Source organism: Natranaerofaba carboxydovora (genome assembly GCF_022539405.1).
Taxonomy (GTDB): Bacteria; Bacillota; Natranaerobiia; order Natranaerobiales; family Natranaerofabaceae; genus Natranaerofaba; species Natranaerofaba carboxydovora.
Genome location: NZ_CP054394.1, coordinates 159,227 through 184,836, shown reverse-complemented (window position 1 = coordinate 184,836; position 25,610 = coordinate 159,227). Strand labels below are relative to the sequence as shown.

Here is a 25,610-nt window from a genome sequence, read left to right as displayed (position 1 = left end):
ATATAAGCGTTTTATTTTATTTTCCCTCATGTAAGTCTCACAATTCATATAATATAATCTATAACACACTTTTTATTATGATTGACAGGATTTTTTAATACCAGATAGAAACTGTGTACTTAGCCTACAATGAGGAAAGGGAGAGATATTAGTGGAATCAAAAAGAAACTTTACGAAATTTGGACTTAATATGAATCCTGTAGTTTCCTTTACGAGTACAATTTTTATTTTAATTTTTACCATTTATGCGCTTTTAAATTTAGACCAGGCTAACAGAATGTTAAACTTTTTGAATGAAAGTATTGTTACAAATTTTGACTGGTTATTTATTTTATCTAGTAATTTTTTCGTAATTGTTTGTTTTTATTTAGCTTTAACAAAGCTTGGAAATGTAAGAATAGGTGGTATATATAGCAAGCCTGAATTCTCAAATCTTGCATGGTATTCTATGCTTATTTCAGCTGGAATGGGTATTGGATTAATGTTTTGGGCTGTAGGTGAACCACTTACACATTTTGTTAATGAAACTCCCATATTTGAGAGTTCCGATCCTGCTGCTTCTGCCATGGCTTCAACCTTTTATCACTGGGGACTACATCCATGGGGAATATATGCACTTCTAGCATTGGGACTTGCTTACTTTTCTTTTAATAAGAAGCTTCCATTGTCATTAAGGTCAGTTTTTTATCCTTTTATAAAGGATAGAATTTATGGTGTTACAGGAGATATAATAGATACTTTTGCAGTCATATCAACTATGTTTGGACTAGCAACCTCTTTAGGACTAGGTGCGCAGCAAATTAATAGTGGTCTTGACTACATGCTAGGAATTGGTTTTAGTGTAAATATTCAAGTGGGATTGATAGTTATTATAACTTTGCTTGCTACTATTTCCGTTATGGCAGGTATTCATAAAGGTGTTAGATTCTTATCAGAACTCACCATCAAAATGGCTTTTGTTTTTATGGTTGCTATTTTTATTTTAGGGCCGACTTTTTATATAATTCAGTTATTCTCTAACTCTTTAGGTTTATATTTTAGTAACATCATACAATATGCATCTTTTGTTGCCATAGGGGATAATTCAGCGTGGCAAGCAGATTGGACTATTTTTTACTTAGCTTGGTGGATCTCATGGTCGCCTTTCGTGGGAATGTTTATTGCAAGAATCTCTAAAGGAAGGACTATCAGAGAGCTAGTTCTTGGAGTTTTATTGGTACCTTCACTACTGTCATTTTTCTGGTTAACTGTATTTGGAGGCACTTCCATATTCCTGGATGTTGGCTCTGATGGTGCACTTTTTTCAACAGTACAGGAAAACTACCCTGTCGCTTTATTTGAAATGGTCAGTTTATTGCACATACCTTTCTTAACAGAGATTATACGTGTCATCATGTTTGTTTTGATTACAACCCTAGTCGTATCATATTTCATAACTTCTTCGGATTCAGGTTCACTGGTAGTAGACAAGCTAACATCCGGAGGTGTTATAAATTCACCCAGACAACAAAGGGTTTTCTGGGCTGTTATCGAAGGATTACTTGCCGCCACACTGCTATTAATTGGTGGTGAAAAAGCCTTAATGGCTTTACAGACTGCAGTCATAAGTGCAGGTCTTCCACTGTCAATTATTCTGATCTTAATGAGTTTTTCTCTAATTAAAGGGGTTAAATTCACCCATGAAAAACAGATGAAAATCTTAGACCAGAAAAAATTCAAGCAGTTATTTAAAACTTTAAGCAGCGATGACCCTGATGACTAAACACCTGCCTAGCTAGCTACTAACTTATCGCTAGAATTAACTAAAAATTGATTCCGGTGCAAAAAGTCATATGAGCAAAGTTTTGTTTTTAATTATAATACATCTTGACGAGGAAGCGGGAGAAATAAGGTCTAATGACAGGATGTCATTAGCTAATCGAACTCAGGATGAGTTCATTGATTTGGAAGCCTTATTTCGACCGCTGACGAGTTTTAGATGTATCAATTAAAAACTCTATCTTATGTGAATAGACTTTTTGCACCAGAATCAAAATTTCGCAATTAAAAGCTAACTTATCTAACTCATGCTAGCAAACCAAAAGAACCGGGTTCCAAAAAGTTTTCATTAGAACCCGGCTTTTATTTAGATATTATCCCAATACCTTTTTATTATAAATCTCGTTTAACATTTCATATACTTTAACAGCTACATCTTCACTCCTGCTTCCAAGACCACATGCAGGAGTTATAAAAGACTGTTTTTTCACCAAATCAGAAGACACACCCATGCTATCTAACTTTTCAATTTTTTCATTTAATTGATCTATTAAAGAATCAGCAGATTCATCAAAGATCCTTTCATCGGAAGGTACAAGACCCCAGGCAATATAACCACCATGAGACAAAAAGCTATTTAGTTTGTCAGTATAGGGTAGGGCAGAGTTGAAAAATTCATAGGCATCAAAGTTAAGAATATCAATCCCTGCATCAAGGGGTATTGAAAGATCCGCTCCCGCACAAACATGTATACCTGCATAAGCACCTTCTGACCTAACTCCTCTAACAATTCTCTCAAAACATCTAACAATATCATCTCTGTCAAGGCCAACGTAGGAACTTTTACCATAAGCTGTTAGCCCAGGGTCATCAAAAAATACAACGGTATTTTTATTAAACTTATTTAGTTCCTTGGTCTGCCACTTTGCTTTGTTAGCTAGATTCATGGATATAATTTCCTGCCACTGTGGGTCAAAAAATACGCTTCTTCCCTCACCATCTTTTAACTCTAACCCTAGGGTCAAGGGACCACTGACCTGGCCTTTAAGGAAATCAAAATCTAGATTATTAGAATTGTTTAAAATATCCAAAAATTTATAAAACCCTTCCGCATTTTCTCTTGGAAAAGCAAATTCACTAAGTAAGCTGTCATCACCTTCTTCCACTTGAAGGGTTATCTCCATAAAGTCTGTTAACTTATTGGTAAACTCACTATCATCTGATCCTGTTCTGGCCCTTAAATATCCTTTTTCATTTTTGTATAAAAAATCGCGATCGATCAAGTTAGAAACATACTGCTGAATGAAGTCCTCTTTTTCGCCCAAATTAGGCAGCTGAGGCCAATGGGGGAAATTTTTTAAATATTTGAAGACAAAATCAATTGCTTTATCTGTATCTTCAAAAGGCAGACTACCTATTGCACCAATCTCACCGGTAAGTTTTTTCTTTGCCATATTATCACTCCCTAACTAAAAATAAAACCAAGGGGCACTAAGCCCCTTAGTTTTTATACTTTCCTAAATATCATACTGTAACCATTAAAGATTTTTATACATCGTTTATGGGAGCCAGTTTTCTACAATATCCATGTTATCTTCCATCCACTCTCTAGCAGAACCTTCTTCATCTCCTGTTTCTTCGATCATAACCATTAACTCATGCAATTCATCATCTTCAAGATAGAAGTTTTCAAAGAATTCTCTCACTTCTGGCATATCGTCACCTAGTCCCATCCTACCAACATTATATATGTCTTCAGCTTCACCAAAAACTCCTTCTGGATCTTCTAAAAATTTAAGATCGTATCTAGCAAATTTCCAGTGCGGTATCCAACCTGTAACTGCTACCCACTCTTCCTCTTCCACAGCCTGGGATAGCTCTGATGTCATACCTACATCACTACTATCCAAAAGCTCATACTCAGAAAGACTATCATATGTTTCTAGAGCATTTCCAGCAGCCTGCATAATACCAGCACCAGGGTCAATTCCAATTAACTGACCATCAAATTCATCAACGTAATCGTCCATTTCTTCTATACTGTCTATATCAACGTATTCAGGCACTACAAGACCTATCTTGGCTTCAGTAAAGTTTGGTCCTATTTGATCAATATCATCTCCGTGCTGTTCCCAGTAATCCTGATGAGTTATAGGAAGCCATGTAGCAAGGAAAACATCATGGTCTCCTCCTGCTATATCTTCATAAATTGCGCCGGCATCGGCCATAGTTACATTAACATCGTAACCCATCTCTTCTTCTAATACTGCCTGAGCCAGATATGTTACCGCCACATTATCAGCCCAGTTAACATAAGCTATATCTACTGACCCCTCACCTGCTTCTTCTCCACAACCAACAAACAGTGTTCCAATAGCAAAAACAGCTACTAATATAAACACTAAGATTTTTTTAGAATACAAATTAATTTCCTCCTATTTCTATACGAACTATATTGTTGCTACATAGTTATTCTATATAGGTTATTCTTTATTGTTATCTTATTAGCTAGTTCCTACATCCCAAGAATTCAAGTAAGTTTCCTGTTCTTTGGTTAGCTTCTCTAATTTCATTCCCATACGCTCTAACTTCAGAGCAGCTATCTCTCCATCAAGATGCTCTGGCACAGGGTAAACTTTCTTCTCTAATTTGTCCTCACCTTTGGCTAGATACTCTACAGATAGAGCCTGGTTGGCAAAGCTCATATCCATAACATCTGCCGGATGACCCTCTCCTGCAGCGAGGTTAACAAGTCTACCTTCACCGATTACATAAATTTTTCTTCCATCTTTTGTATTGTACTCCATCACTTCTGGTCGTGCTTCTTTTGTTTCAGTTGACATCTCTTCAAGAGCCTCTATATTAATCTCTACGTTGAAGTGTCCTGCATTTGAGATAATAGCCCCATCTTTCATATTTTCTAGATGATGCTTGTCAATCACATTCTTGTTACCTGTCGTAGTTACAACAAAATCAGCATCTTTAGCGGCTTCTTCCATAGTGGTTACTCTAAATCCATCTAATGAAGCTTCAAGAGCTCTAACAGGGTCTACTTCAACAACTGTAACTCTTGCTCCAAGTCCATCAGCGTCTTTAGCAACACCACGGCCGCACCATCCATAGCCAACTACTACAAAGCTTGAACCAGCAAACAGATAGTTAGTAGCCCTCATAATCCCATCAAGAGTTGACTGACCAGTTCCATATCTGTTGTCAAACATGTGCTTTGTCATAGCATCATTAACAGCAATAACAGGGAAAGGTAACACCCCGTCTTTTGCCATAGCTTTAAGACGTGTAACACCGGTTGTAGTCTCTTCTGTTCCTCCAACAATGTTGTCAATCAGATCTTTCTTTTCACTTTGAACAACATTTATTAAATCTGCACCATCATCCACTGTAACATGCGGCTTTATTTCAAGCACGTCTTTAATTCTCTGGAAGAATGACTCTGTGTCTTCGCCTCTTTTGGCATGGGTAGCAACCCCGTATATATCATTTAGCGCAGCAACTACATCATCCTGAGTACTTAGAGGGTTTGATCCACAAAGAGCCACCTCAGCTCCTCCAGCTTTAAGGGTGATCAAAAGGTTAGCAGTTTTAGCTGTTACATGAAGACATGCTGCCACCCTTACTCCTGATAAAGGCTTGTCTTTTTTCCACCTCTCTGAAATACTTTCAAGAACAGGCATTTTGTTACTAGCCCATTCGATTTTGTTTTGCCCTTGTCTTGCTAATTCTTTATCATACATAAATTATTTGTCCTCCTCCCATTTTTTCTTAAGTTTATCTACTAAATCAGTTTTCTCCCATGGCAAGTCTAAATCTTCTCTGCCAAAATGTCCATATGCTGCAGTTTGCCTATAAATCGGACGCTTCAAGTCAAAAGACTTCATTATAGCTGATGGCCTCCAGTCAAATACTTCCGCAATCCACTTAGACAATTTAGCTTCACTTACTTTCCCAGTTCCAAAGGTATTAACCCATAGTGAAACAGGTTTTGCTACACCAATTGAATAAGCAACCTGAATTTCACATTTGTCAGCAAGGCCAGCTGCAACTATATTTTTAGCTCCATATCTAGCTGCATAAGCAGCAGATCTATCAACTTTTGATGGGTCCTTCCCGGAAAAAGCTCCTCCACCCATGCGGCCAACACCGCCATAAGTATCTACAACTATTTTTCTTCCTGTTAGACCTGCATCACCTTGAGGACCACCAACAACAAATCTTCCTGTTGGGTTAATCAGGTATTCAGTTTCATCATCAATAAGCTCGCTTGGAACTGTTGGCTTAATAACTTTTTCTATCATATCTTTCCTTATAGTTTCATTATCTACATCTTCACTATGCTGAGTTGATACTGTTACATTTTTGATTGCTACCGGCTTTCCGTCCAAATATTCTACTGTAACCTGAGTTTTTCCGTCTGGTCTCAAATAATCAAGCTCTTTATTCTTTCTTACTTCAGACAATCTTCTAGACATTTTGTGTGCAAGAATTATAGGCATTGGCATTAGCTCTGGAGTTTCATTTGCAGCATAGCCATACATCATTCCCTGGTCTCCAGCACCTGTGTCTTTCTCATCTTCTTCTGTCCTGCTTTCTAAAGCATCATCTACCCCCATAGCTATGTCAGGAGACTGCTCATCAATAGAAACAGAAACTCCGCAGGTGTCACAGTCAAATCCATACTTTGCTCTGTCATAACCAATTTCCCTAATTGTCTCCCTTACAATAGTAGGGATATCCACATAAGCTTTAGTAGTTATCTCTCCTAAGATGTTAACCTGCCCAGTAGTTATAGCAGTTTCGCATGCAACCCTTCCTTCAGGGTCCTTCTCTAAGATAGCATCTAATACTGCATCTGATATCTGATCACATATTTTGTCCGGGTGACCTTCTGTAACAGATTCAGAAGTAATTAGATAACGGTTTTCTTCTTCCATCTCTTTATCAGGTCTATCCTTAATAGCCACTTCTTACACCTCCTATATGTTTCTGTACAATGTTAAATTTACATTTCTTTTGTGTAAAATTAATCATTAGAATTAAACCTGCCTCCTTTTGGATTTTAAAACACAAAAAAAGCACTTCCAACCTATTTGGATTTTTAATCCTTTAACCTGCTGATATATCAAGTGTAACATATATCAATAATATCGCAACTAACGTTTGCCGTAGTATAACCACTATCAGAGCTAATCATTGTAAGACTACTCTAGCTATTTACTTTGTTACACGTGAGACTGCCTATAAGCCCCTGAGATGAATAAATAACAGGTTTGATATTTTTTCGTTCAGGGATTACTATTTTAGAGACGGTAATATTTTAGAATTACTATTTTTTTTGAAAACACTAAAAGGAGGCTAACTTGTGGCCAGTAACGAGTATGCTAAGATTGCAAAGGAGTACTATAATAGTGCTGCGCATGACATTTATTTAGAATGTTGGGGTGGAGAAAACCACCATTTAGGACTTTTTGATAACACTGATGATTTCTATGAGGCAGCTGACAAGGCGAACGAAAACCTTTTAAGAAAGCTACAAATTCAAGAAGGAGATAAAGTAATTGATATAGGTAGTGGGTTCTGCGGCCTACCACGCTATATTGCAAAGAATACCAAATGTGAAAAAGTAGTAGCATTAAACATATCAGAAAAGGAAAACGAATACGCAAGAAACAAAAATAAAGAAGAAGGCCTAGGAGACAAAATCGATGTTTACGAAGGCGATTTTAACAATATGCCTTTTGATGATGGGGAATTTGATATTATGGTAAGTCAGGACGCAATGCTGCACAGCCCTGACAAAGCAGATCTATTAAGAGAATGCAATAGAGTACTTAAAAAAGGTGGTACTTTTGTATTTTCTGACATACTTCAAATGCCAGAACTAACACAGGAAGAAGCAGAAAAAGTATATGACAGAGTTAACGTCCCTGATCTTGGAACATTTGAATTCTATAAAGAAAAATTAAAAGACGCAGGTTTTGAAGTCGTAGAAGTGATTGAATATGGGAGCTCAAATTTAGGTAAATCTTATAAGTCTGTACACGACATCTTAGATGAAAAGAAAGATTATCTAATTAATGACAGAAATCTGCCAGAAGAGCCAATCAATAACGCTCTACAGGGATTAAAATACTGGGTAGAAAAAGCAAGCGAAGGAAAAATCAACTGGGGATTATTTGTAGCTAAGAAAAAATAGTATATTATTAATTAAATTTAATTAAATCTAGGGCTTAACCGTTAAGGTTAAGCCCTACACAATCAATAGGAATATTAGTTTTATGTGGTATATTTTTTTCGAGGAGGGGAATCAATTGGGACAAGTACCAGTAGTAGTTGATGGAATGACAGGAACAGGAAAAAGTACTTTAGTAAACCATTTAGCCGAAAAACTTAATTTGGAAGTAATGCCAGAGGAATTTAGAGATCCTTACGACCTTCTAAATAAATACTCTCAAGATTCCAAATGGTGTTACCCAATGCAGCTAAATTTTTTAATGACTCGTTTTATACAATATACAGTAGCTTCAGATAACGAAAAGTATATTTTGGATAGAAGTATATTCAGCGATCCCGTTTATGCAAAACTTTTTTATGAGTTTGGTCATCTATCAGAAAAAGAATACAATAATTATTTAACTTTTTTTAACACCTTGATGGAAACAATAAAAAAGCCAAAATGCATGATAATTCTTACATGTTCATTCGATGAGGTAATGAACAGAATTGAAGAAAGAGGAAGAGAAGATGAATTAAGACTTGGCAAAGACTACTGGTGGGCACTATACCAAGCTTATCAGGAACATGTAAAAAGTATAATGGAAAATGAGAAAGAAAGCAAAATAATTGAAATAGATACTGAAAGCCTTAACCTTGATAATATTGATGAAGAGTTAGAAGGAGTAGTAAAAAACGCTAAAGAGGCTATATAATATAGCTGCTCATATTATTTTATATTTTAATTGAAAGAAAGGTGTTAGGCAGTGGTACAAAATAATAAAGTCTTGATTAAAGATTGTTTTTTAGTTCCTATGACAAACAAGCCTGAAGATAATAAAGATGATAATTTTTACAAAGGAAGCATAGCTATAGAAGATGGCAAAATTTTTGCAATATCACCTCCAGGCAATATCCCAGAATACTGGACCCCAGATGAGGTTATCGACGGCAAAAATAAAGTTGTAATGCCCGGTTTTGTCAACTGCCATACTCACGCTGCAATGACCCTTCTTAGAAGTTATGCAGACGACTTACCCCTGATGAAATGGCTAGAAGAAAAAATCTGGCCTTTAGAAAGCAAGTTAGACGAAAATGATATTTACTGGGGTACCATCCTTGCCATATCTGAAATGTTATTATCTGGCACTACCACCTTTGCTGATATGTACGACAAAATGGACGGGGTAGCCTTAGCAGTTAAAGAGACAGGCATAAGAGCTTCTTTATCTAGAGGTATGATAGGGCTTCAGGATAATGCAGTAGATGCACTAAAAGAAAACGAGGAACTCTTTAAGAACTGGAACAACACTTCAGATGGCCGTATTAATATAATGTATGGACCCCATGCACCTTATACATGCCCTCCTGAATTTTTGGAAAAAGTTATTGAATCAGCCAAAAATGTGGGAGCAAGTATACACATTCATCTTGCTGAAACTTTGGATGAGCTTAATCAGATTCAAGAACAGTACGAAAAGAGACCAGTAGAGCACGTAAATGACCTTGGACTCTTTGAAGTTCCGGTTCTTGCAGCTCACTGTGTCCATGTCAACGATGAAGAGATGGATATACTGAAAGCCAATAATGTAGGTGTTGCTCACAACCCAGAAAGTAACATGAAACTTGGAAGTGGAATCGCTCCAATTCCAAAGATGTTAGATAAAAAATTAAAGTTAGGTATAGGTACAGACGGAGCTTCAAGTAATAATAATCTAGACATGCTTGAAGAAACCAGAAGCGCAGCACTTCTACAAAAAGTTCAAACATTAGATCCAACAGTCATGCCCGCTTACCAAACATTATACATGGCAACAAGAGGCGGTGCTGAGGTACTAGGCCTTGCAGATCAAATAGGCAGCCTAGAAGAAGGAAAGTGCGCAGACCTCATAATGCTTGACCTAAACAAGCCACATCTTGCACCAACACACGACGTTATAGCAAACATTGTATACTCCGCAAGAGCCGATGATATTACCATGGTTATGGTCAATGGGCAAAAGTTAGTGCAGGATAAAGAACTTCAATTAATGGATGTAAAAAGTATACTTGATGAAATTGATACTAAGATAACTAACCTTCTTAACAAATAAATTAAGTTCAATTAATAAGTTCAGAAGGTTAAAAAACATATACTGAGGAGGCTAAATCTTGGTTAAATTACCAGACTATGTAGGACCATGCGCCTTTGGAATTAAAATGGGTGTGGTTCTTCCAGGAAGCGATCTAAAAAGTATGATTATGGAAGAGGTCAGAAAAATAAATAATGACTCTCTTCTAGATGATGGTGATGCTCTTAGTATCACAGAGTCAGTTCTTGCAAGAGCTCAGGAGAATTACATTACAACAGACGACATTGCAAAAGAAGTTAGAAGTAAACTTAATATTTCAGATGATGCAACTATTGGAGTGCTATTCCCTATCCTTAGTAGGAACCGTTTCTCCATGATGATGGAAGGTATTGCAATGGCTGTTCCTAATGGGAAAGTAATTGTACAGCTTTCTTATCCTGATGATGAAGTAGGTAATCAGCTAATACCAGAAGAGCTAGCAGAGGAATTTGATGAAGCTGGCAAAAAGGTCATTACTGAAGATGAACTAAATCAAGAAGATCTTTTGCACCCAATCACAGGTGTTAATTACCTACAGCTGTATAAGGATGTCATCGAAAAAACTGGTGCTGATTACGAAATAATTCTATCTAATGATCCCCTTGCTATGACTGATTATAATCTTGACGCTGCAGTATCTGCGGATATACACACCAGAGAAAAGAACAGAAAGAAACTAGAAAAGAAAGTTAAAACCTGCACCCTTCAGGACCTATTTAATGACAGCAGCAAAGAAGTCTGGTCTGAGTGGGGACTTCTAGGAAGCAATATGTCCTCTGATGACAAGCTAAAACTTGCACCATACAATGCCGATGACTTTGCATGTGCAGTGCAGGATGAAGTCAAAAAAGAAACCGGTAAAAAGGTAGAAGTCCTTGTTAGTGGTGATGGAGCATACAAAGACCCTACAAGCGGCATCTATGAACTTGCTGATCCAAAGCCCGCCTTTGGTACAACACCTGGACTTAAAAACACTTTCAGAGAAGGTGTCAAATACAAGTATTTAGTTGATCTTTATCACAATCAGGGCAAATCAGAAGAAGAAATTGCAGAAATTCTTGATAAAGAAGCTAATAGCAAAAGAAGCTACGACGAAATCGAAACTGAAGGTACAACACCAAGACAGGCCCAGGACTTAATGGCAAGTCTTGCTGACCTAATAAGCGGTTCTGCTGATGCAGGAACACCGCTGATTTTGATCAAGAATCTTTTATAATAAAATTAAATTTGATAGCTTTAGTTTACTCTTTAGCCGCTGGATTTTTCCAGTGGCTTTTTGTTATTTCTTAGTTACTGAAGTTATTATAGCTGTTATATTGTGAATTATAATTAAATTTTATATAATAACATTGACATTAAAACTTAAGCATGTCGTGTTCTATATCATGTTCTATAACTTTTGCAACAAAGCATAACTTAAGTTAGCTAGCTGTTTTATAAGTTAAACTATAATAATAGGAGAGGATTATTATGGACCTTATCCACCAGCTTTGCGAAGAAGAGATAAAAAAAGCCAAACGTGAAGGCGCCTTTGATAATCTTGAAAACAAAGGAAAGCCCCTCAAATTAGATGATCTTTCCCAAGTACCCAAAGATTTAAGAACAGGATATATCCTACTCAAAAATTCAGGCCATCTACCAGAGGAGCTTGAACTAAAAAAAGATATGGTAAACCTCGAAAAATTAATTGAAAGCTGCCATGATGAAGAGGAAAAAGAAACATACAGAAAAAGATTAAATGAAAAGACTCTTCGGTTTAATTTCATGCTTGAAAAACGAGGAATCAAGAAATCAGTATTAAAAGCATATAAAAAGAAAATAAGGAGTAATTTAGGGATTATCAAATAAGGATACTTCAAAAACCTCAGGCCAACCATTAATACTTTTCACAATTTCTTCCATGAGCTCAAACTTTAGTTTTACATCAGAGGGCTCTTTTTTTATCCCTCCTATAATCCAAAAGCCTTAGGTAAGAACATTATAATTTGTGGAAAAGCTCCAAGGATCACTAAGGTTACAAGCTGAATGCCTACAAAAGGAACAACTCCTTTGTATATATCCACGGTGGTAATTCCCTCTGGTGCAATCCCTTTGACATAAAATATCGAATATGCAAAGGGCGGTGTTAAAAAAGAGGTTTGAAGCAAGACAATATTCATCATCGCAAACCAAATGGGATCATAGCCTAATTCTGCAGCAATTGGAGTAAATAAAGGTATAGCTATCATAATTACTCCAATCCAATCTATGAACATCCCTAAGATGAAAATCACAAACCACATGGTTAAAAGAAGTCCCCAATCTGGAAAAGGAAGGCCAATTACCAATTCCTTTACAATATCTCCACCACCAAGGCGCATAAAAACTCCGGTGAAAAAGTTAGCCCCTATAAGCACCATGTATACCATACAGCTGGTTTTGATTGTTCTAAGAGAAGCTTCTTTAACACCTTCTAAAGTTAACTTTTTATTAAATGCCGCAAGTATCATAGCTGCAAGCGCACCAACTGCAGCCGCCTCTGTCGGAGCTGCCACTCCAACCACAATCACTCCTAATACTGCAAGAATTATAATAGCTACCGGAACTACCGATGTAAGAAACAGTCTGACCTTGTCATTTGTTGTGTACTGGGCTAATTCCTCTGCACTCATACCAGGCCCAAAAGAAGGATCTATCTTGCAGCGAACACCTATATAAATCATGTACATCATAGATAACAAAAGCCCTGGAATTATAGCTGCCGCAAATAATGCTCCTACTGAAATAGCAGCCGTTGGGCCATAAACCAGTATTAAGATACTAGGAGGAATCAAAATTCCAAGGGTTCCCCCTGCGCAAATAGAACCCGTCGAAAGAGAATTATTATATTCATATTTTTTCATTGAGGGAAGAGCCAAAATTCCTACAGTTACAATAGAAGCTCCGATTACACCTGTAGCAGCAGCAAAAATCGTACTTGTAAGTATTGCGGTGATTGCAAGCCCACCATTTAGACGACCCATCAATATTCTCACTGCTTCATATAACTTTTCTGCTATCCCAGCTTGCTCTATAATTATACCCATGAATACAAACAAGGGAATAGCAATTAAAGTGTAGTCCTGAAACACAGACACTAATCTCAAATAAAACATGTGCATCGCTTGATTACCAATAAACACCAGGCCAAATATAGTTGCAACCCCACCAAGTACAAAGCCAATCGGATGTCCAAGCACGATTAACAATAGCAGTACAGCAACCATTAAAAGTATCACAAGTTCTGCACTTAGAACCATTATTATTCTTCCCCCCTAAAAATAATCAATAGTTCCTTCAAAAACTCTGATATCCCCTGAATTAAAAGCAAGAACATTCCTACATACAACCATGTTTTGTATGGGTAGATCGGAGGACGCCATGTTCCAACTGCAGCTGTTTCTCCTATTGCCCAGGAATTGATCAAGTTAGGAGTAAATGCATAAAGTACAGAAAACCACAGGGGGAAAAAAAGTATCGCAAAGAAAATCAAATTGAGGATTGCTTGATTACGCCTGCTTAGATTTCCTACAATTATGTCAATGTTTACATGCCCGCCTTCCTTTAAAGTATAACCCATACCAAGCATCAAAAATATACTAGCACTCATATAAGAAACATCGAAACTCCACAAAGTAGGACTATTAAAAACATATCTCATGATCACTTCATACACCAAAGTTACGACCAAGATAAGCACAAACCACTGCACAGCCCTTGCCGCATAATCATTTATCTTGTCAATCACACCGATTATCCTTGTTAATCTTCCCAACCACATCACCCCCTACCGGGATAAATTATATTTAAGATTATTGGTTAAGGAAGAGCATCCACAGAGCTTTATGATGCCCCAAAACTGGGTAAACACTGGGGATGCTCTATAAAATTAATTTTTACACTCAAGTTTTATCAACTATTAATCTTCAACTTCCCATTCTTCTGGTATTTCTCTACTAGGGTTCATAAACTCATCATAGTTATTAAATTCTATATAAAAGTCACGAGCATCATCCCAAACCTCTTGAGCAGCACCATCTACTTCTTCTTCAATGAAATCCCAGGCTTCTTTTCGAAATTCTAGCTGTGCTTCCTCGGAAACTTCGACAGGTTCATTATCATATTCTTCTTCCCAAGTATCCAAAACTTCCTGGCCGCCAACTACGTCTTCTGTCCAGGACTCCATAGTAACAGCATAGGTGGCTTGATCTACTATTTCCTTTAAGTCATCAGAAAGCGCCTCGTAAGAATCTTTATTTAATACTATTTCAAACAAGCAGCTAGGCTGGTGGATACCAGGACCAGTATAATAATCTGTAACCTCTTGAAAACCTAACTCATGATTCACTACAGGAGAGCTAAATTCTGCGGCATCAACTACTCCTCTCTCAAGAGAAGGATATACTTCATCACCTTCTAACGTAACAACAGATACTCCCATGTCAGTTAAGATTTCTGCCATCCAGCCAGGAACGCGATAGTTAGTACCCTGCCAGTCTTCTAACTCTTCAAGGGGCACATTAGAATGTGCACCTATCTCAGGGTGAGTAGCTCCTCCCAAAAAGGCTTTGACATTATAGCCCATTTCATCTTGATAAATCTCATTTTGATACTCAAGCCCTCTATCATACATCCATAGCACGTGAGACTGGGTCTCAAATAACATTGGAATAGACGAGAAAAGTGGTGCCGCATCATGATCTCCTAGCCAATAGCCAGACCAGCTGTGCATTCCATCGATCGTCCCCTCATGAGTAGCATCCAACACTTCCATAGCCCCTACCATTGCACCTGAAGGAAGAACTTCAATTTCTATCCTTCCTCCACTTGCAATCTCAACTCTCTCTGCCCACTTTTCTGCCATCTCATGCAGCAATATTCCAGTAGGCCATGATGTTTGTATTGTCCATTCGTGAACCTCATCTGGATCTGCTTCAGCAGTTGCGGCCTCATCATTTTCTTCAGCATTTTCTTCATCCTTTTCAACATCTGCACACCCTAGCAATGAAAATACTAAGATTAAACAAAGACCAAGAGCCAACAACTTTTTAGCAGTAATAAACCTTCTCAAAGTACCCCTCCTTTGTAATTAAAAAAACTTGCTATTCATTTAGAAAAGCAAGTTCTGTACCAACTATAAGTTTATCCATGATCAAATTTTCAAAAAATCTTCATAGCGGCAAAAAAAGCTCTAATTATTCTTTATTTAAATTTACTTATTTGAAAATTTGTTGTAGCATCAGTGCAACACAATAATACCGTTCTAAAAGATTGACAAGAAAACAAGCTTATTATAGTAATGTTGCATCCTCGCTACATGTTGCAACACAATATTTTGCTAACTCTCGTTACGTTAAACACTAATATTGTATTTGTCAATTTTTCTATATAACGTAGTCCTATGTATATTCAAAATCTTTGCTGCTTTCTTTTTATTATTTCCAGCAGCTTTTAAAGCTTTTATTATGGTACTCTTTTCAGAAGTTTGTAATGTTTTATTTAAGTTAGAGGTATCATTGGCATTATTCTTATAACTATACTCCTGTATGTACATGGGAAGATCTTCTAAGTTAACAACTATTCCATCCATAATATTAATGGCCCGTTCTAGCACATTTCTAAGTTCCCTGACATTACCCGGCCAGTGATAATTTAAAAATAATTCTTCAACTTCAGGTGAAATTTTTTCTACAGCAGTACCGTATTCACTATTTAACTCTTTTAACAAATAAAAAACTATATTATTCATATCCTCACGTATCTCTATCAATGAGGGGATTTTTAAGGTTACTACATTCAAACGATAGTACAAATCTTTGCGAAATAATTTTTTAGCTACTAATTCTTCTAAATTTCTATTAGTAGAAGCAATTACCCTAACGTCAATTATTTTTAAATTTGTTCCCCCGACCCTTTCTATTTCCTTTTCCTGCAAAACTCTAAGCAGCTTTACCTGCATCTCCAAGGGCATATCTCCAATTTCATCTAAAAATATTGTCCCTCCTTCAGCCAGTTCAAACTTCCCGGGTTTTCCTTTTTTCTTTGCCCCCGTAAATGCCCCTTCTTCATACCCAAACAGTTCAGCTTCCAAAAGGTCTTTTGGCATAGCAGCACAGTTAACCCTAACAAAGGGGCCATCCCTTCTATTACTCTCATCATGAATAGCATGGGCAACAAGTTCTTTCCCCGTTCCACTTTCCCCCCGGACAAGGACCGTCGAAGGATATTTGGCTACTTTTTTAATCATATTTTTCATCTGACTGGTTTTTTCACTCTCTCCAATAATGTTGTTTAATGAATAACGGGTTCTCTTATGGCGTTTAACTTCCTTTTCATAGTATTCCAACTTACTTTCTGCAATGTCAAGACGCCTGACAAGTTTCAATAGATCTGATACTTCCTGAAAAATAACCTGCCCGATCCCACCTACAACTTTTCCTTCTATCACAATAGGTATTCTATTTACCACGACCTGTTTTCCATTGATATACTGGATATGTCCAAGCTCAGCTTTAGCTGTCTTTATAACTTGATGCATCCGGGTGTTTTCTATAACTTCTGTCACATGTTTTCCAACTGCTTTTTCACAAGTTGTACCTAAGAATTCACAATAGCTTTCAGTAATCCTTGTTATATATCCCTTATTATCTACCATTACTATCCCATCTGAGACCTGCTCTAAGCCTGTCTCAAGCTTAGTTAAAGCATCTTTTGTGTTTGCAAGTTCATTAAGTGTCTTTTGAAAATCTGTTATATCATGAAAAACAGCAACAGCACCTTCGATTTCTCCATTTTTAAATATTGGAGAACGGTTTGTAATAACTACTTTTGAATTTAACTTTACTTTTTTATTGAGATGTTCTTTCCCTTCTTTTAAAACTTCTTCAATTTGGGTATGAGGGTTAACTTTCTTTATGTCCTGATAAAACATTTCATTCTTTGTTAAACCAATCATCTTGGCTGCTGCATCATTACAGAAAACTACTTTGGAGTCTTTATCAACTATAATAATCCCATTATAAGCAGCATTCAAAGCAGACTCTAACAAAAAAGAATTATACATAACTATCTCCCCTAAAAAAGTTGTCTTATAGTATGTATAATATTCTCTATCAATTAAGACTATGATATAAAATACTAGCTGTTAAAAATATTTTATAAAAAAATAATCCCCCTAAAACACTATTTCAGGAGGTATAATTTAAAATTATAAATTTGTTTTTAAGCCTTTTTTCTTCTTTATTATTTATTCTTTCTGCTTGTCTTCTAATAGCTTCCCTCCCACTCCTACTTGGTCTGGTGTCGAACTTTGAAGATATACTACAAATGCAGATTCTGGAATATCAGTCAGCTCGCTTGCCTTTTTGGTGAAGCTGTCGATGAGCTCTCTTTTTTTGTCCTTGTCTAGTTCTGGCCCATAAAAGAAAATAGTTGGCATCTTAATCATCCTTTCGTTTTATATTTCCTGTCATAGGTATATTTTAGCAGAAAATTTAGACTCAGAAAAACTTTGCCATCATATATTATAGCCAAAAATCTCAAGAACTATCGGTATTATCCACATTAAAACATCCGTAGGATTTGGTATAGGCACCTCAAGAAATACTAAGGTTGCATAAATAGTCGCAAAAAACCAAATAGGAAAGAAAGCTATCATAGTTTTTTTTTGCCCTTCTTTTTTCATCTTTAAAAACTCTACTATTGCAATTGTTATCATAACAAACCAAATCAATATAACTAACATAATTTAACCACCATAATAATTTGTTTATTTGCTTAAAGCCATAATAACATCATCTATTCAATCTAAATCTATTATTCCCTAATTATAGGTGCCTGAATCAATCCTGCCCTTCTAACATTAGCATCTATATCTGTTTTGACCGTCAAGTCTTCAAATATTTCTTCCCAGTTTTCTCCAATGTCTTCTTCTGTCCATTCGTTATACTTCTTCCTGTAAAATAAATTACCAAAACCCAAAAAGTCTACATTTTTTTCTTGAGCTACTTCTATAGTCTCTTTTATATTATTTTCTATAACTGTTGCAAATCTTCTATCTAAAGCTTCAGAAAGCTCACCATGGCGCTCATATGTAGCAGGACAGTTCTGCTGTTGTATCCTTCCATCAGCTTTTACTTCCAGGTGCACTTCTGCTTCTCCTTCTTCGGTTATTACAGGTATCTTATTAACATCAGTGTTTAATACTTCGATACTTATTGGATGCTCATCATGTACAGGACATTTAATAACTGTAAGGCCCCTTAGAAGATCACCTCTCAACCAAAGGTATCCTTCAGTCTGATCAGGGTCTAACCATCCCTTCAAACTATCACCTTCAAAAAATCCACTTCCTTCAATTTCTATTGATGCTTTTACAGCTTCTTTATCTTCCCCGATCATATCTTCTTCTGTTTGTTCTCCTAGTTTTACTTTTCCCATTACAGGCTCCTTGCCTACAATAGTATACATATCAAATATATCAATCAGGGATTTTTGAGGAAAAATCCCTCTCTGTTCAATTATAAGAGAGAACTGTCTTTCTAGCGCATCTGCCAAAACTTCATCTAATGGAACCTCTGTACGTAAAAACTGAGTAATACTTTCTTCACCTTTTAGTATAACTGGAGTAGCAACAAGCCTTGCCTGGCGTTCCCTGGCAAGGAAGTCATATATAGAACCTAACCCATTTTTTGCTGCAGCCTCGGAAAAAATAACTATTTTATTTTGACCAAAAAATACATCCCTGGTAGCCGGCAAATTTCTTGCAGCTTTAAAAGGGGTTACTCCTTTCCCACTTGCCACCTTTACACCAGGACTTTCACCACCCATTGCACCGCCTGGATCTCCTGCCGCTCCCTGGGGATCAGGAATTTGCACTATTATCTCATATAGTTCCTCATCCTCATCATAATCAAAACCCATAGCAAGTACAAAGGCTGAATCTTCTGGTTCTCTTCTATCCCAACATCCAGCACCATAAAAAATAGCAAACACAGATATTATCATAATAATCATAATTAGATACAAATATATATCTTTAAACATACAAAGCTTCAATTTTCTAAGTTTCCTCCTTTTCGTTTAACAAATAGTTTTTTAAATAAATATCCACCCCATAAGAAGCCATATATTATACCTATAGCTGTCATTGCATAAGGAAAAATTATCTCAGGTGCCAGAAAACTTTCTAACTGATATACTGTATCAAAGGAATGAATTGAAAGAGCCGTCCATATTGCTGCCATGGGGAAGACTAAGGGGCGATAGCTCTCAAGGTTAAGCCACTGAGAAATGCCTTTGGCACCACAGTAAAGGTATACAGAAAGAGTGATATATATACCAAGACCCCAGGCAAGCACAGTAAAAATCTCTATCCTTTCTAATACTTCACCAGTTTCAACGTTTCTAATAGTAAACAAAAAAGGAAAAACAGCGTTATTCCCTAACTCAGGCCCTATTACTAGCACTACTACGACAGACACCACCAAAACCATAAAAGATGCAAAGGTTATAGAAACAAAGACTGTTTTTATACCTTTGTTCGGCTCATTCGTCCGGGGTAAAATCATAGCAACAGTTAAGATCTGTATTGCAATGGCTATAGGGGTCAGAGAAGATTTAATAACCGGGGCCATCCCCCTTGCAAGTATAGGCTCAAAATTTTCTGGAGTAACATCAACAAGAGAAAATATAATGGTAACAAATATTAAAATTATAAACCAGGGCAGCACAAAATCTGCCATTCTGCCGATTACCTCTATCCCCAGATATACTGTTATAGCTGCTAGGATAATCATTCCTGCCTGTATTAGAAATACCGGCGTCCTTGTGAGGAACGCTATATTAATAAGTTCCCCATATATCCTTGCTTCTGTCGCCGCCATGTGTAAAAACATCCATAATACCAGAAAACTTATCACTTTCCCAAGGACACTACCAAGAAGTATCTCACTATACTGAACGATAGTTTTATCGGGGAATTTTACTGCAAGTCCTACGATTATAAGTAAAAGCACTACTGTTCCAATATACATCAAAATACTTGATGCCCAGGCATCCTGTCTTGCAGTACCTGTAGTCAGCACTGGCAAAAAAGCAAATGCAACAGTAGTGCGAAGAATAAAAGTCATTATAAGCAGCTGGCGGTTATGGATTTTTTCAACAGCCATTAAGACTCATCTCCTTGTTTACCGTTATTACCTTCTTCATTTCTTTTGTCTTCATTTAAAGAATAGGGTTCATCTCTTGTTTCAAGTCCAGAAGGCATGAACTGTTTTTTACCTTTAAACCTATTAGGAGAACGCCCAGTAGTTAGTTTTGGCTTTACTTTTTTGGCCCACCAGGGAATTCTAACCAAAAAGTCACCCCAATCCGATATAATCAAAGGAGCCAAAGGAGCAAAAAAGGGATAACCAAAGGATCTAAGAGATGCAAGATGGATCGCCACCAGAATAAAAATAAATTGCACTCCAAAAAGCCCCATAGTAGCCCCAGCCAAAATTATCACAAATCTTAAAATTCGACCGGAAATGCTAAGGCTAAATGAAGGGGTCATAAAAGAAGCTATAGCAGTCAGGGCAACAATTATCACCACTGCAGGAGATACAATTCCCGCCTGGATAGCTGCCTCTCCAAGGATCAAAGCTCCTACAATACTAATTGCCGGCCCTATCATTCCCGGAAGCCTTAGCCCTGCTTCCCTAAGTAATTCAAATGCAAACTCCATAAGAAGCACTTCTATAACTTTGGGAAAGGGCACCCCCTGCCTTGCTGCAGTTACCCTTAACAGTAGTGAAGTTGGAACAAGCTCTGTATGAAAATTAAATATAGCTACATAAAAACCTGGCAAAAGCATAGAAATTAAAAATCCTAATTGTCTGCCCAGTCTAATAAATGAACCTATAGGGAAAATTTCATTATAATCATCTGGTGCTTGAAGCATCTCATCAAAAGCATTAGGTACCGAAAGGACTATTGGTGTACCCTGGGTAAATATAGCTACTTTCCCTTCCAAAATATTAGATGTTACTATATCTGTTCTCTCTGTCTTGTGAACAAGGGGAAATATAGTATAAGGAGTATCCATTATAAACTCCTCTATTTCACCGCTTTCTAGAATTCTATCTGTATCGATCTTTTGCAGCCTGGTTCTAACCTCATTAATCAAGTCTTCATTTGCCAAACCTTTTAGATAAGCAAAGGAAACCTTGGTCTTTGTAACCCTTCCTATATCCATGCTTTCAATCCAAAAGTTAGGACTTCTTATCCTTCGCCTAATAAGGGCTGTATTCACTTTGACCGATTCGACAAATCCATCTCTTGATCCCCGAATGGTACGTTCAGTTTCTGGCTCCTCTACCTGTCTTACATCCCAGCTTTTAGTATCAAATATTAAGGCCTTATCAATGCCGTCGATTAATATGACAGTTTCACCTATAAGAAGTTTATCGAATATCTTCTCATATTCTGTTTCTGGAGTTACTTCTTCGTTACTGCTGATTTTTTTATGGATGGTTTCAAAGATTTCTTCATTTGATGAAGCCGGCAGGTTAGTTTTATGGATTTCCCCGGTTATATCGGCAAAAATCCTCTCCACTCCCCTGGAATCTTGTAGACCGTCAATATTAATTGCAGCAGCTTTTATATCTTTATCGCCTAGTTCCAGGCTGTTTATAATCAGGTCATCACTTTTTCCGAGTATTTTCCTTATATTTTCAATATTCTCGTCCAAGCTTTTTTTAACATTTTCTTTATTTATAAGTTCATGACGCTTCTCAAGGTTATAATCATCTTTTAACCAGTAATGGCTGTCTTTTTTTTGGGTTTTACTTTTTAATTTTGATTTTAGTTCGTTTAATTTTTTCATAAAACGCATCTAAATTTTTGCCCCTTTTTCTTGAGCTGCTTTTTGTTATTGTTATGCTTTATTCTTTCTCTAAAGATTTCAAGTATGTCTGTAAAAACTATACAAACTAAAATATAAAGCTAAACTTAGTTAGACCAGCTAAGTTTAGCCTTTTTATCTTGCTTAATTTGCCTCAACTATTATTTGAGGACTTAACACTAGCAGAATCAGATTCTTCTTTTGGCTTTCCCAGTGCTTGATAATGAGGCTTAAAAATCCCAGAATCAGCTATATTTACTAAAATATAAGCTTTTGTAATGCCAAATGCTGTATGAGATATTAAAGAGGTTAGATAGGTATTAGGTTCATCAGACTTTGTAGTTGTAGATCCAAGTGAGGCCATAACTCCATACATAGTACTCCACGACATATTTCCAATAGTTAGCCCTTTTAAGGCATAATAGTCTTTACCAGTGATAGTCATCAAATAACTTGCAAACACTCCAAGAGCGCCTGCTATAGTAGTATCGCCTATAAAACCGATTAACTTACCTTTAGGAGTCATTACTTTACTTGGAGATAAGAAAAATCCTGCTGCTTTATCCATCCCTGTCTCTTCAGTATAACCAAATGTCTTCGATGCATGTTCGATACCAATTTTGACCACATTAGCAGCAATCCCACTTAAAGCACCAGCAATTAACCTGTCTTTTATCTTATTCATAATTTGCTCCTTTCAGTTTCTTTTTTTATAAATAACCAGGTCTTTTTATTATTTATAAAAACTGTAAATTTAATAAGTTTATTTGACTTTTAATTTTTGGAAACGAAGAACGGGGACGGTTCTACTGCAAAAAAAATAGCAGTATAGCCGTCCCCGTGCGATTTTGTTCTTCTTATACTTTCTCTGATAGGATGCAGCAGCACCGTCCTCGCTAATATCTCTTCACAGCCAAAAAGCCTAATAAAATAACAAAAGTTGCAAGTAGTCCTCCTTCTAGGCCAAATCCTCCTCCTGTCATTATATTCTCTTCCATCGAGCTTACATTATATATTCCCTCCATCGACATACCACTTACAGAAAAACCAAAAATATTACCCTGGAAATAATTCCATGTAATATGATACCCAATAGGCATCCAGAGATTCCCCGTCTTTATAAACATATACGCAAATAAAATTCCAATTAATAAAATATTAAAAAGACCCAAAAAAGAAAGATCTGGATTCATTAGATGCATCACCATAAAAATAACCGATGATCCGATCACCGGAACCAATACATTGTCGTGATTTAACACCTTTTTCATACAGTATCCCCTGGCAAAGACCTCTTCAATCACACCTACAAGGACGAATAAATACAACCCATAAAATATATGAGGTGTAAATTCAGGCTGAAACAGTGACTTTTCAATAGATATTTGATCTAGCGTAAACAAAAATGTAAATATGAGTACTATGGACAACGCCCCAAGCATAAGTCCAGACACAAGATCGCGAAAATTATCCCGTATAGAATCTAAACCAATCTCAGCAATGCTGCTTTTGTCGATTAACTTTAGAACCAGCAATATTCCAAGTAAAATACTTATGTGCTGTATAGACATGAAAATATAAAAGTAGATAGTGTCGGCTGCAGGACTTAATATAAACTCTTCAAACTCAAAATCTCCTACAGCTGTCAAAATCTGACCAACCAACATGCCCAAAATATTAAACATTACAAGGGTAATAACCACTATTAAAGCTAGCTTCCATCCACCCCTCACCCCTCTCTCAGGGTGAATTAAAATACTTTTGATGATATTTTTAAAGATAAGTATCCCTCCAGTCCGTCAAAATAGCAAAAATTGATTCTGGTGCAAAGATTCATATTAACAAAGTTTTGTAACAACAAAAAGCCCTTCTATAAGTAGACATTTATCTCTATTCTACCATAGAAGGGCTTTAGTACACATTATAGGTTTATAAAAAACACTATACTTATGTGAATAGACTATTTGCACTAGAATCATAATCTAATTTACATTAAATTTATCTACTTTCTCCATTAATTCCTTAGCAATCCTTTCTACATCTTCCATGCTAGCACTCATCTCTTCTAAACTTGAAGCCTGCTGCTGAGTTCCACTTGAGATTGTATCAGCATTTTTGGCTGTGTCTTCAACAACTTCAAGGACGCTATCCACTGAAGAGCTCGTCTCTTCACTCGCTGCAGATTGTTCTTCAGATGCAGAAGCAATATCTTGTATCTGTCCATCAACTCTTTCAATTGCATTTACTATCTCATTAATTTTCTCTTTAACATCAGCTACTGCTTCAACAGATGCCTTGATCTCTTTGCCTTCCTCAGTGGTGGAGGTAAGGGCTTTGTCAGTATTTTCCCTAATATTAGACACTATCCTTTCAATCTCTTTAGCAGAGTTAGACGATTCTTCAGATAGTTTGCGTACTTCATCTGCCACTACAGTAAAGCCGCTTCCCTCTTCTCCTGCCCTTGCCGCCTCAATCGCAGCGTTAAGAGCAAGTAAATTAGTCTGTTCAGTTATATCAGAGATAGTATCAACAAAACTATTAATCTCTGCTACCGCGCTAGATAGCTCTTCAATTATACTTTCCACTTCAGTTCTTCCTTCGTCTACCTTTTGCATTTTTTGAGATACATCTTCCACAGTTTCTAAAGTTTTATGAGCATTATCATTTGTATTTGCACTTTCCTCAGCAGCATTTTGGGCTGACTCTGCTATACTCTGAGCAGCTTTTGAAACTTCTTCTACAGATGCATTAGTATCCTTAAGTGCCTTTGCATTTTCACTTGCCCCTTCAGAGACTCTTTCGATACCACTGCTAATTTCCGACATAGAGGAGTTAGCCTCTTCAATGCCCTTATTCATTTGAGCAGCTGACTCTGATAGTGTAGAAGCACTATCATTTATATCTTTTATCAAATTTTTTACATTTTCTGTCATATTGTTAAAAGCTAGCCCCAGCTGTCCAATCTCGTCAGCTGACTGTACATCAACTTTTCTGTTCAAGTTACCCTTGCCAATTTCTTTTGCACCATCAACAAGACTTTTGAGCGGTGTTAAAATCATTTTATTTGCCGCTATTTTAGTTAATACAATTGATATAACTATTGTGCCGGCAATCAACCCTAATATTACCAAAGTTCTATTCATAACCAGCGGGTTAATATCTTCTACATATATACCTGTCCCTACAATCCAACCCCAGGGTTCAAACCCTATTACATATGATATCTTGGGTTCAATCCTGTCCTCATCATCATAATACTGCCACTGGTATTCTACGTGCCCCTCCCCTTCTTCTGTGGCAACATCAACAAATTCTTGAAATAAATACACCCCGTCAGGGTCCTCCATGTCTTCTACATTTTCACCTTCTAGATCAGGAGAAAAAGGGTGCATTATCATTTCAGCTCTTCTTAACAAAATCAAACAATATCCTGCTGCCTCCTCTCATAAGAGTTAATAAAAATCCAGGTAAAGTTAGATATTAAAGGCTTGTACATATTTACTTTTCATCAATTCTACATAAATCGAAGAAAAAAATCAAGAAAATTCAGTAAACTGAAGGTATAAAAAAGAGACAACAGGTACGATCACAACTTTAATGATCACTGCTAT

The 25,610-nt window shown here is 36.7% G+C and carries 23 protein-coding genes; 7 read left to right on the top strand and 16 right to left on the bottom strand.

What is annotated here, in order from left to right; genetic code table 11:
• The first annotated feature begins 151 nt into the window (after positions 1-151).
• Together ACONDI_RS00835 and ACONDI_RS00830 are read left to right on the top strand one after the other, a co-directional pair.
• Positions 152-1,762 (top strand): BCCT family transporter, encoded by a 1,611-nt coding sequence (locus tag ACONDI_RS00835; RefSeq protein ID WP_241079609.1) that lies wholly within the window; start codon positions 152-154, stop codon positions 1,760-1,762.
• A 70-nt stretch (positions 1,763-1,832) separates the two neighbouring features.
• Positions 1,833-1,991 carry a hypothetical protein gene (locus ACONDI_RS00830; RefSeq protein ID WP_241079608.1) on the top strand — a complete coding sequence of 53 codons (159 nt, stop codon included), beginning with the start codon at positions 1,833-1,835 and terminating at the stop codon, positions 1,989-1,991.
• A gap of 141 nt (positions 1,992-2,132) precedes the next feature.
• Here ACONDI_RS00830 and ACONDI_RS00825 read toward each other — a convergent pair whose 3' ends face one another.
• From ACONDI_RS00825 to metK, 4 genes are all read right to left on the bottom strand, one after another.
• Positions 2,133-3,212: a uroporphyrinogen decarboxylase/cobalamine-independent methonine synthase family protein gene (locus ACONDI_RS00825; RefSeq protein WP_241079607.1), complete on the bottom strand. Its 1,080-nt coding sequence runs from the start codon at positions 3,210-3,212 to the stop codon at positions 2,133-2,135.
• Between the two features lie 105 nt (positions 3,213-3,317).
• Complete coding sequence (locus ACONDI_RS00820) at positions 3,318-4,181, bottom strand: glycine betaine ABC transporter substrate-binding protein (protein WP_241079606.1); 864 nt, start codon at positions 4,179-4,181, stop codon at positions 3,318-3,320.
• Positions 4,182-4,262: 81 nt separating this feature from the next.
• Complete coding sequence (locus tag ACONDI_RS00815) at positions 4,263-5,510, bottom strand: adenosylhomocysteinase (RefSeq protein ID WP_241079605.1); 1,248 nt, start codon at positions 5,508-5,510, stop codon at positions 4,263-4,265.
• A gap of 3 nt (positions 5,511-5,513) precedes the next feature.
• Positions 5,514-6,707: a methionine adenosyltransferase gene (metK, locus tag ACONDI_RS00810; RefSeq protein ID WP_241080907.1), complete on the bottom strand. Its 1,194-nt coding sequence runs from the start codon at positions 6,705-6,707 to the stop codon at positions 5,514-5,516.
• A 428-nt stretch (positions 6,708-7,135) separates the two neighbouring features.
• Here metK and ACONDI_RS00805 point away from each other — a divergent pair, with 428 nt between their 5' ends.
• The 5 genes from ACONDI_RS00805 (at position 7,136) to ACONDI_RS00785 (ending at position 11,945) form a co-directional block, all read left to right on the top strand.
• Complete coding sequence (locus ACONDI_RS00805; RefSeq protein ID WP_241079604.1) at positions 7,136-7,969, top strand: class I SAM-dependent methyltransferase; 834 nt, start codon at positions 7,136-7,138, stop codon at positions 7,967-7,969.
• A 115-nt stretch (positions 7,970-8,084) separates the two neighbouring features.
• Positions 8,085-8,702, top strand: coding sequence for a deoxynucleoside kinase (locus ACONDI_RS00800; RefSeq protein ID WP_241079603.1), 618 nt, complete (start codon positions 8,085-8,087; stop codon positions 8,700-8,702).
• Between the two features lie 51 nt (positions 8,703-8,753).
• Positions 8,754-10,079 (top strand): amidohydrolase, encoded by a 1,326-nt coding sequence (locus ACONDI_RS00795; protein WP_241079602.1) that lies wholly within the window; start codon positions 8,754-8,756, stop codon positions 10,077-10,079.
• 58 nt (positions 10,080-10,137) lie between these two features.
• Positions 10,138-11,313 (top strand): coenzyme F420-0:L-glutamate ligase, encoded by a 1,176-nt coding sequence (locus ACONDI_RS00790; RefSeq protein ID WP_241079601.1) that lies wholly within the window; start codon positions 10,138-10,140, stop codon positions 11,311-11,313.
• A gap of 254 nt (positions 11,314-11,567) precedes the next feature.
• On the top strand, positions 11,568-11,945 hold the full coding sequence (locus ACONDI_RS00785; RefSeq protein ID WP_241079600.1) for a DnaJ family domain-containing protein: 378 nt from the start codon (positions 11,568-11,570) through the stop codon (positions 11,943-11,945).
• 101 nt (positions 11,946-12,046) lie between these two features.
• Here the strand turns inward: ACONDI_RS00785 and ACONDI_RS00780 are convergent, their stop codons facing one another.
• The 12 genes from ACONDI_RS00780 to ACONDI_RS00725 all read right to left on the bottom strand — a co-directional run bounded on the left by ACONDI_RS00780 (position 12,047) and on the right by ACONDI_RS00725 (position 25,421).
• Complete coding sequence (locus ACONDI_RS00780) at positions 12,047-13,375, bottom strand: TRAP transporter large permease (RefSeq protein ID WP_241079599.1); 1,329 nt, start codon at positions 13,373-13,375, stop codon at positions 12,047-12,049.
• Between the two features lie 2 nt (positions 13,376-13,377).
• A complete protein-coding gene (locus ACONDI_RS00775) occupies positions 13,378-13,890 on the bottom strand; it encodes a TRAP transporter small permease subunit (protein WP_241079598.1) in 513 nt (170 codons plus the stop codon).
• A 144-nt stretch (positions 13,891-14,034) separates the two neighbouring features.
• A complete protein-coding gene (dctP, locus tag ACONDI_RS00770) occupies positions 14,035-15,186 on the bottom strand; it encodes a TRAP transporter substrate-binding protein DctP (protein ID WP_241079597.1) in 1,152 nt (383 codons plus the stop codon).
• A gap of 282 nt (positions 15,187-15,468) precedes the next feature.
• The gene (locus ACONDI_RS00765) at positions 15,469-17,178 is read right to left on the bottom strand and encodes a sigma 54-interacting transcriptional regulator (protein ID WP_241079596.1); all 1,710 of its coding nucleotides are present in this window, start codon (positions 17,176-17,178) and stop codon (positions 15,469-15,471) included.
• A gap of 183 nt (positions 17,179-17,361) precedes the next feature.
• Positions 17,362-17,553 carry a 4-oxalocrotonate tautomerase DmpI gene (gene dmpI / locus ACONDI_RS00760; RefSeq protein WP_241079595.1) on the bottom strand — a complete coding sequence of 64 codons (192 nt, stop codon included), beginning with the start codon at positions 17,551-17,553 and terminating at the stop codon, positions 17,362-17,364.
• Between the two features lie 78 nt (positions 17,554-17,631).
• Positions 17,632-17,859: a hypothetical protein gene (locus ACONDI_RS00755; protein WP_241079594.1), complete on the bottom strand. Its 228-nt coding sequence runs from the start codon at positions 17,857-17,859 to the stop codon at positions 17,632-17,634.
• Positions 17,860-17,930: 71 nt separating this feature from the next.
• Positions 17,931-19,172, bottom strand: coding sequence for a Ger(x)C family spore germination protein (locus ACONDI_RS00750; RefSeq protein WP_241079593.1), 1,242 nt, complete (start codon positions 19,170-19,172; stop codon positions 17,931-17,933).
• Positions 19,169-20,284 (bottom strand): GerAB/ArcD/ProY family transporter, encoded by a 1,116-nt coding sequence (locus ACONDI_RS00745; RefSeq protein WP_241079592.1) that lies wholly within the window; start codon positions 20,282-20,284, stop codon positions 19,169-19,171. The genes ACONDI_RS00750 and ACONDI_RS00745 overlap by 4 nt, the downstream gene beginning before the upstream one ends.
• Positions 20,284-21,990, bottom strand: a complete 1,707-nt coding sequence (locus tag ACONDI_RS00740; RefSeq protein ID WP_241079591.1) for a spore germination protein — start codon at positions 21,988-21,990, stop codon at positions 20,284-20,286. Before ACONDI_RS00740 ends, ACONDI_RS00745 begins: the two co-directional genes overlap by 1 nt.
• Before the next feature lie 163 nt (positions 21,991-22,153).
• Positions 22,154-22,684, bottom strand: coding sequence for a hypothetical protein (locus ACONDI_RS00735; RefSeq protein ID WP_241079590.1), 531 nt, complete (start codon positions 22,682-22,684; stop codon positions 22,154-22,156).
• 211 nt (positions 22,685-22,895) lie between these two features.
• Positions 22,896-23,732 carry a CPBP family intramembrane glutamic endopeptidase gene (locus ACONDI_RS00730; RefSeq protein ID WP_241079589.1) on the bottom strand — a complete coding sequence of 279 codons (837 nt, stop codon included), beginning with the start codon at positions 23,730-23,732 and terminating at the stop codon, positions 22,896-22,898.
• A 249-nt stretch (positions 23,733-23,981) separates the two neighbouring features.
• Positions 23,982-25,421: a methyl-accepting chemotaxis protein gene (locus tag ACONDI_RS00725; RefSeq protein ID WP_241079588.1), complete on the bottom strand. Its 1,440-nt coding sequence runs from the start codon at positions 25,419-25,421 to the stop codon at positions 23,982-23,984.
• Positions 25,422-25,610 lie beyond the last annotated feature (189 nt).